Origin of the sequence: Bartonella sp. AA23NXGY, assembly GCF_042197165.1 — a bacterium.
Lineage (GTDB): Bacteria > Pseudomonadota > Alphaproteobacteria > Rhizobiales > Rhizobiaceae > Bartonella.
This window is the reverse complement of sequence record NZ_JBHIRO010000027.1, coordinates 1-8,847: the sequence shown is the minus strand read 5'-3', so window position 1 is coordinate 8,847 and position 8,847 is coordinate 1. Positions and strand designations below refer to the sequence as shown.

General features: G+C 39.0%; 9 protein-coding genes and 1 pseudogene. All 10 read left to right on the top strand.

All coding sequences use genetic code 11. The features are described from left to right. A pseudogene (locus ACFINY_RS08835) lies at window positions 1-150 on the top strand (DUF3792 domain-containing protein); the annotation flags it as partial. Window positions 151-380: 230 nt separating this feature from the next. Continuing rightward, entirely contained in the window at window positions 381-530 is a 150-nt protein-coding gene (locus tag ACFINY_RS08830) for a hypothetical protein (RefSeq protein WP_375612575.1), read from the top strand. Window positions 531-593: 63 nt separating this feature from the next. Further along, window positions 594-1,784: a hypothetical protein gene (locus ACFINY_RS08825; RefSeq protein ID WP_375701015.1), complete on the top strand. Its 1,191-nt coding sequence runs from the start codon at window positions 594-596 to the stop codon at window positions 1,782-1,784. After that, window positions 1,781-2,971 carry an MFS transporter gene (locus ACFINY_RS08820; RefSeq protein WP_375701014.1) on the top strand — a complete coding sequence of 397 codons (1,191 nt, stop codon included), beginning with the start codon at window positions 1,781-1,783 and terminating at the stop codon, window positions 2,969-2,971. The genes ACFINY_RS08825 and ACFINY_RS08820 overlap by 4 nt, the downstream gene beginning before the upstream one ends. Window positions 2,972-3,175: 204 nt before the next feature. Beyond that, window positions 3,176-3,850 carry a hypothetical protein gene (locus ACFINY_RS08815; protein ID WP_375612578.1) on the top strand — a complete coding sequence of 225 codons (675 nt, stop codon included), beginning with the start codon at window positions 3,176-3,178 and terminating at the stop codon, window positions 3,848-3,850. Between the two features lie 10 nt (window positions 3,851-3,860). Beyond that, window positions 3,861-5,099 (top strand): DUF2087 domain-containing protein, encoded by a 1,239-nt coding sequence (locus tag ACFINY_RS08810; protein WP_375701013.1) that lies wholly within the window; start codon window positions 3,861-3,863, stop codon window positions 5,097-5,099. 531 nt (window positions 5,100-5,630) lie between these two features. Further along, window positions 5,631-6,785, top strand: coding sequence for an MFS transporter (locus ACFINY_RS08805; RefSeq protein WP_375612580.1), 1,155 nt, complete (start codon window positions 5,631-5,633; stop codon window positions 6,783-6,785). A 9-nt stretch (window positions 6,786-6,794) separates the two neighbouring features. Next, window positions 6,795-6,917, top strand: coding sequence for a hypothetical protein (locus ACFINY_RS08800; RefSeq protein ID WP_375612581.1), 123 nt, complete (start codon window positions 6,795-6,797; stop codon window positions 6,915-6,917). A gap of 156 nt (window positions 6,918-7,073) precedes the next feature. Further along, window positions 7,074-7,412, top strand: coding sequence for a hypothetical protein (locus ACFINY_RS08795; protein ID WP_375701012.1), 339 nt, complete (start codon window positions 7,074-7,076; stop codon window positions 7,410-7,412). Further along, window positions 7,391-7,492, top strand: a complete 102-nt coding sequence (locus ACFINY_RS08790) for a DUF2087 domain-containing protein (RefSeq protein ID WP_375612583.1) — start codon at window positions 7,391-7,393, stop codon at window positions 7,490-7,492. Before ACFINY_RS08795 ends, ACFINY_RS08790 begins: the two co-directional genes overlap by 22 nt. The last annotated feature ends 1,355 nt before the right edge of the window (window positions 7,493-8,847 follow it).

Here is an 8,847-nt window from a genome sequence, read left to right as displayed (position 1 = left end):
AAGGGAGCAAAAAACACTGCAACTAAAGCCACAAAAACAGCCTCCAATATGGGGTGGTGGGGCTTTTTAGGAAGTCTGGTAGGCGCCATTATTTCCAGTGTTTTTGGCTATTATGGTTATAGAAGCCGTAAGGACACTTTCATGCTTTAAAACATCTACCTGTCTACCTTTAAAGCAAATACATAAAAAGCTGCACGCATAGTGCAGCTTTTTTTGTAAATTCTTCTTAATCACTCTAAAATTCAGCCCTCTTATTTAAAATGCTCTTTGCAATCAACATAACATTTGACAAAAATAAAATCCATATTAAGAGGAAATAAGTGGTAGTTTTTTTATTTTGGTCATCATTGTTTTTCTATCAACTATAAGGGGGGAAATATATGAATATTTCACTTAATAAAGTAAAAAATGTTATTGAATTGGCTGCTGATGAAGTTGTGCCAACTATAATGCTTGATAAGTATGCACAGCGTAACGATACTCAAATTTGTCAAAATGAGCTTGATGTGAATGGTTCGTTAGAAGTTTAATAATGTATTGTTGATACAGATCTATTTACATATCTAACTTTAAAATTAAGTATATTTAAGTGCATGTTTCAGTTATTTTCAGAGAGCTTTTCTCAAAAAATTTGGGCTAAGCAAGCAGCTGAATTGTCAATTTCGTACATCCCTTTCGATGAAAGGGATGTTTTGAATGCTTTAAGACAATACGCTCTACATCCTCATAAACTCTTAGCTCTTAATCCTAAATCCGAAGTAGTAACAGTGGTTAATGGAGTGCGGAGTCCACGTCCTCTTTCAAACTTTCTTGTTTTAGATACGGATAGAACTATAGAAGAATATACTGCCCGCGTTGACCAATATGCCGAAGGACAAGAATGGGCGGTCATGTATTATGGATTATACGCTGCAACCCCTGTTCTATGGGATGTGGCAAAACAATTTGCAGATCAATTAGCACATTCTTTAGGTTTTAGGCCTGGTGGACGCGTAGATATTGACTGCTTCATTGGCCGGTATTCTTCTACCCATGTTGGGATCCATGTGGATCACGCTCATAATTTTGGTTTTACTCTACAGGATGGCAAAACAATGTTTGCATGGCCCAGTACACGAGAAGACCTCCAAGGGCTAAAATATCCTGAATATGAAGCGCATAAATTAACAGCAATTGCGCTGCAAAACCGTACAGACCGTATTGCCTACTTTCCCCATGATGCTTTCCACGTTGCTGAAACTGGAAAAAATATCGCGGCAAATATCAATATTGCTTTTTGGGAAACAGCACACGATGCACAACATCATAAAAATTATGTCACGCATTTACTCCATCTTGATGATCGAACGCGACATGATATCCGCGCATCAGGAAGAGCAAATTTAAACCCTGATAATGCTTTTCAACACTCTGCGCTAAACTCCGCCATCGCAAATGGTACCTTAAAACGCCATATGCTGGTTTCTCAATTAATTTGTGATACAAGTTCACGTTTATGTGTCAAGCGCCCCCTTGTTGACGTCTCCGAAATTGAAAATGAAATCACTCTTCGCCCACCTGCAACCCTGCAATGGGTGCCCTTAACTGAAACAAAAGAACTGCTCATCGCAGCAAATGGGCATTGCGCCAGTTTTGAGTATAGCTCTCATCTAGAACATTTCCTTTCTCAACTTTCATCAGGAAAAAAATTAGATCTAGCAAAATTAAATGATAAACCACATGACACAGCACAGAAGGAAATTTTAAAAGCTGTAAAAGCTTTAGCATGTTGGGGAGCATTGTGACAAAGAAAAAATCCATGATTTTTACCCAAATGGGGCTTTTCCTTGTTTTGGGCTTTAGCAGCTTTGCCGATGAAACAGCACAAGTTACATTTGCTCTCCACTTAGCAGAAAGCACAGCATCTATTTCAATGCTGCTGTTTGCAGGGCTTGTCGGGGCAATTTGTGCAGGCCCCATTGCACCACGTCTCTTACATCGCTTCCAACCAGCGCGAACAGTACCCATTGTTTTATTGTTTGAAGCACTCTTTATAGCCACAGCTGCAATCGCCAACCAATTTTGGGTTTATATTGCCCTTTCTTTCGCACTAGGTTGTGCTGGTTCACTCTTTTGGTCTGCTATCCTCGTTTCCGTCCCAGAATTTGCAACCAATGATCAGCAATTAGACCGTATCAACCGCATTATCCAAACAGTTCGTAATCTTGGCTATATTGCCGGACCACTGTTAGGAGGTGTATTGTATGGAATATCAAACGGGCAAAAAGGATTGTTTGTGTTGTCAGTCATGGTTCTTTTTGCTACCTTTATCACTCTCTTCTGTTTTAAAAGTTTTAAAATTCATACACAAACGACAAACACAACGCAAAAAAGCAAAAAAGGGCTAGATTTAACGGGTCTCTTGCGTAAAAAAAATGTTGTCTATGCTCTTTCTCCCCTCATCATTACCATCATCCTCACCTCTGCTCTCAACGTCTTATCGATTGTCCGCATCCGCACTGAGCTGTACTTCAGTGCAGAAACCTATGGGGTAATCACAAGCATGTTAAGTCTTGGCCTCGTGGTTGGTCCACTCTGTTTCTCCAGCCTTTTTCATCGCTTTGGTAATGCCGCTGGTGCATCACTTGCCGCTACAATAATTGGTTTTGCAATTTTCTGCTTTTCCTTAACACATATTGTATGGTTAATGATGCTGTCATTTTTCATCCTTGGGGGTGCTAACGGCGTGCAAAATGCTCTGATGGCAAGTTTTATGATGAAAGCCATTCAGAAAGAACACCGAAACAACCAAATGCCTGCCTATATCTTTATCATACAAACAGCGGTGTGCCTTGGCTTTCTAGGAGCCGGTTTTGTAAAAGTGCATCACACCCAAAGCACACTGTTTATCATTGGCATCGCCACCATGATCACAGGCATCTTAGGTTTTATTGTGAACAGTGCCGTACAAAAAAAAACAGAGAGAATTTGATAATGGTTAGTGGACGAGGCGTTTTTCTCAAGCAAACCATACACCACAAAAGGACATGACAATCACCCCTCGATAAAATCGTTGTATCTCCCATACAACCCCACACCAACCAATAAGACTTTGATGAACCACTCTTGAGTGTGGAAGAGCTAACAACCATTCCCAAAATTTAGTTTATAGCAAAATAGAAACCGGTTTAACATCATGCAACAAGATCCTATAGGCTTAAACTTTTACAATGGAACAGGCGGCTATGTGTGGCAACTGGCAGACTATATGCGACATGATTGTCATGAGAGCTCCCACACACTTGAATTGCAAAAACCAACGCCGCCCATAGCCATCAATTCTTTCGCTGTCTACCCAAGTGAACTCAATCCTTTATCACGCGTTCAATGGGCAAAAGATGTACAAATAATAAAAAACAAACCAGCACTCATTGGCAAACGGCAAATACAACCCATCACCATTGTTTCTACAAAAGGAGCGGCATTTGGCGGATTCGACTTTCCCACATTTGAAGCACTTCGTGAAGGCTGCCTTGTCCAATCACTGAGGGAAATACAATTCAATGATACTCTTCTTGCCTCTGGAAGTCTTTTGATATCACTTTTACAACACGGTCTCATCGAAACAGATCAAAAAGCATTTTCAGAAAATGATGCAACCGCTCTTTTACGAGAGCCAACATGTATTATCATAGATTCTTCTCTTGGCAGTCTTGCCATTAATCAACTCAATGGGCGTACAATCCGGCTTCATGAAAAAACAAAACATCTCTTGAAGCAAGCCACCACACCAATGCACATTCAACACCCTATAGAGGATTCAATAAAATTTTTTGTAAAAGCAGGAATGCTACGATTGGTAAAATTATAAGGATAAAAAGATGCAGCTGATAAGACCTGGCATGGGAACAGAAAATAGTGCACAGCTCATTTATGCGCTTATTCAAATGGCAAGACCGCGCACAGTCATTGAAATCGGTGCTGGTGATAGTACGCGCTTGATTGCTAAAGCACTGCAAAAAGCAAAACAAACATGGCAACAAGATAAAAAACTTTTAGAATCCTCCACCTGGGAAGAGCGCACAGCTTTGCTTGACCCTTCAGGAATCCTTGAGAATTATGAACCTCGGCTTATCACCATTGATGATTTTACAGTAGAAGGTCAATCAGCAGAAGAAGCATGGCAAAAACTGCTTCAAGACGGTATTGAAAAAGACATGGTAACATTTATCCATGAGAATTTCTTCTCTCTCGATGATGAAACGCTCAAATCTTGGGGACCAATAGATTTTGCTTGGCTTGATGCTGGTACTCCCGCAGATGATGTGCGATTTGTTATAACCCTTTGGGAACACATCACCGCGGGTGGTTATCTTTGTCTACATGAACCAACCATAACAACAACAATTGCTCTCAATGGCGAACAACGGGTTCGACGCGTCAGAACTCCTATCTGGGAAGAAATTCTCTACCGGCTTGATGGCTCCTATGAAGCTTTAACTCTTCCGGAAAACCACAAATATCGCCAAAGTGGTCTGGGGATTATTCGCAAACGCACCCCAGCCGAACAAATTGTACGCGCACAATCGCTACAAGCAGAACTCATAGAAATCAATGAACTGCCCATTCGCAATGATCTTTTGCCCATGGGGAAAGAAACCCTTCACAAACGCAATACCCGCAATTCACTGATCTCTGCCATGACGTCACCGACACTGCGCGCTGTTTATGCCGCCATTATCCTTGGTGCAAAAAATCTTACTGATATCCTCAAACATGTCGATTCAGATGCCAAAAACATTCACAAATCCATCAATCGCCTTTTGAATCTTGGACTTATTCACAACACAACAGAAGGATTTCAAGCCGAAGAGACAGTGTGGAAAATGCTAGAAAATAAACATGAACGGGAGAGGGAAAATTTAAGCGACCGCCATTTAGAAACAGAAGAGATGCTATCAAAAATTGGTGAAGCCTTTCAAATGGGAAAAATCTATAGCGAAACGGAAGTTTCCAAGATATGCAACCTCTTTACGATAGACTTTGCCCGATTACGACGCACTCTTGTTGAGAGAGGTTTTTTACAACGCCATGGAGGAAAATATCAACGCATGCGCTAAAAGAGAATTGAAAAATGATTAGCGAACGCTATCGTTTTTCTTCTCTATTTCAAGAGAATGAATAACCTTCCACTAAAAAATATAATTTCATTAAAAGGTTACAAAATCATTCATCCCATTCATATGTTGACAATCTATGGAGATGAGATTAGCGTGCTCTCTTCGCAAGAGATGCAATGGGGAGGAACAAGAGTGCGAGATGCCAATTGGTTATCAAAAAGGATTGGGTGGTTATCAAATAGGGTTAAAAACAGTCAAAACCATCAGGAGAAGATATAGGATCAAGGTCTCAATGGATCTTACGATTGTTGCGCGAACATCTGGGCACAGTGTTGTTGCTCAATCCAAATCATGCTCGATATTTCTAAAAACATCGTAGAAAAAACAATATTCTTGCATTGGACTGGCTAGTGAATCAAGAAAGATACTATTTCAACGAAATGTGCACAGCAGAAATAGGGCTGGCAAAACTTCCTCAAAAGATACAACAAAATGTCTTTGATCATTTAACAACACTTCTATGGAAATTCCATGGGCAAAAATAAAATTCCTTTTTTCATCTATAGCACAGTTTTTCTTTCTGAATTTTCCTTTTTCTTTGTACTCCCTTTGCTTGGAAACTCTTCTCTCATAACTGCTGCCAATGTTGCTTTTTATCTCGCTGGATCGGTAATCCTTGAAAGCATTCTCATGGTAACCACAACAGGTTTATTAGAAAGATTTTCCCGTAAACTCTTAATGGCTACCGCCTTTATTTTAAGGAGTAGCGCTTTTGTGTGCATTATCCTATCGCTCACACCTTCTGCATGGTTGATCTTTTTTACCTTAATGGCTTTTTCGAAAGCAATTTCAAAGCCATTTTTGAGAGAAATTTTATCAGAACATCTCAATGAAAATGCTCTTAAACGCGCATTAACTCTCTATTCTTTTTTTCAAAATGCTGCTGTCGTTATCGCCCCTCTTGTTGCAACGAGTGCCATAAAATACAACGCATCAACCTTCTTAATGGCTTTTTTTGCACTCATTGGTTTGTATCTTTGTGTTCTATCCATTCAAATTGTTTATCATTACCCGCATAAAACATTATCTCTTGAAAAGAATAAAAAAACAAAAAAAGCTCTTCTTTCTTCTTTAAAAACAATAATACATAATCGTTCTATTGCTTATTTGCTGGTCACGGCTTTGCTTTGTGCATTCCTCATGGGAATTTTCATCACCACCACAACACTTCTCAGTAAATTTGACAGCAATCTCGCCCCTTATAGTGGAATTTTCTTTTCAATTGTTGGCATCAGTATTTGTATCTGGCAAGGAATAATCAATAAACATCTCAGCCTTTCTGATAAATCAACTTTTTATCTGCTCTGCTTTATGGGAAGTTTCTCCTCGTTTTTCCTCATAGGTGGGGTCTTTACCGCTGTGACTGCGTTAATTGCCTACAGTGTCTATGAATCTGTCATGATTCCAGAGATATACTATCAAGCAGGGAAAACAACTACATCCCTCTCTGCCAGTGTTCTTTTCAGTTATATTCTTGTTATTTCAAATATTGGCCAAGCCGCCGGCTCATGGACAAGTGGATGGATTATCAGCCATTTCAACAATCATATCGCTTTCACCTTTTGCATGATTGTTGGTGCCTCCGCCTTTGCTTCTTGCCTTTGCCTCATGCAAACGAAAAAATAAGCAGCTTCCATGTCACATATAGTTTTTGCAACCGGTGGCACAACAAGAGCACTCAAAACACTTCGCCATAAATGGCTCAATTATGATTTTGTAACACACTCTGCGGCAAAAAAGCTCAAAACGGTCTTTTAAGATTGCTCTGTAAACGCCGTTGCAAATTGTCTCATAGCTTAAAGGATTATGGGGTAGACAAGCGTAAGGTAGCTACATTCTGCACGAATAATATTCTATTGATATCCATGTGCAATACAGCCAAATCATTTTTCTTATAATTCGCTCATTTCTGCCATGACCTCACCGACACTACGCGCTGTCTATACTGTTATTATACTTGGTGCTAAAATTCTTTCTGATATCCTCAAACTTGTCAATTCAGAGACCAAAAACATTCACAAATCTATTAATCGCCTTTTAAACCTTGGTCTTATTCAAAACACAACAAAGGGATTTCAAGCAATCGATAAATTATGGCAAGCGCTAGAAGATAAAAATGTACGAAATATGGAAATTTTTAGCGATCGTCATTTAGAAACAGAAGATACACTTACAAAAATTGCAGAAGCATTTAAAATAGGAAAAACTATCGCGAAACGGAAACATCAAAAATATGTAGCCTTTTTACTTTAGATTTTGCGAGATTAAGACGAATCTTGGTGGAAAATGGATTTTTAAGACGATATGCAAGCAAATATCAGCGCATACGTTGAAAGAAAAAATTCAAGCATTTGAGTTTTTCTTATGCAGCGTTTTGTTTTTTTGTTTTCTGTAAAGAGAGTTTAGGCCAGCTATGCGCCCCCCTTAGTATTTAGTGGTATAGATAGTTTGGAGGTCAAGGAATTGTTTGCAGTTTTTTGTTACAAAAAGTTAGCAGATTGTTTTGAGGATGACGATATACAGGCTACACATAGGACAAAGGGAGAGATGATATTAAAATCCAAGAGAATCTGAGTTTAGATCTAATTTCTACAAAGCCTTTATGCGCGTAAATTACATACCTATACGTTCTTCCCCTACCCTACTTAATTTTATAATAAGACAGCTCCTTATAAAAAACAGCACTATTCTTACATACCATAGCCATTTTCTCTTTACAGGCTTTCTGCTATCAACATAACACTTTACCCTCTTAAAACACTGTTTGCAAAAGGTTTGCATCATTACAATGATCATAGGCATGGGCTTGCTACCCCAAAAAGCTTTCTAGGTAAAAATCCCCCTTAGTATTTAGTGATATAGATAGTTTGGAGTTCAAGGAATTGTTTGCAATTTTTTTGTTACAAAAAGTTGGCAGATTGTTTTGAGGATGAAGATATACAGGTACACATAGAACAAAGGGAGGGATGATATTAAAATCCAAGAGAATCTGAGTTTAGATTTAGTCCTTGCGCGCCCTTTAAGTGCGTAGCATTACGTACCTATACGTTCTTCCCCTACCCATTTTGCTTCCAGAGGTGCATGATGATTAGTAGGCATGCCCCTTTTAGTTTTTATTTGGGTTTTGTACGTGGGAAGAGTTGCAAGTGAATAGCATTTTACTCCATGCGTTTAGACGCTACATCTGTTTTTTCCTGCTTTTATTTTCAGAGATTGATGATATTTTTGTTTTGCAGTACTAAGAAGAGCTTTTAGATTTATTGTTTTAGAGAGAAGAAAGCATTCTCTACCTGCCTCTGCCTAGCACTGCTTCATTAGGGTATGCCCCTTATTAATCCTATTGCATTCTTTTATGAGATGAGAAGGCATCCGATCCAGTTTCAAAGCCGCTCCTAGGTATTGGTAGTTTTACGAGCAACTAGTTTTTCTAGTTTTTTTGATAAGTTTCTATGAGAAAAGTGTAGCAGAAAGGGGAACTTATGTAGGTAAATTACTGACTTTTCCTAGTATAGGGGGAATTTTGAATAAAGAGTTATTCTATAACATTTTTCATGACGTGCATTATTATATTTTCACGCAATACTATGGGTGTATTGTCATGTTTAGAGGTTATTTGATTTTTATGGGAGTATTAGTTTTGGAACTTTGGTTGCGGGGGCAGGATTTGAACCTGCGGCCTTCAGGTTAT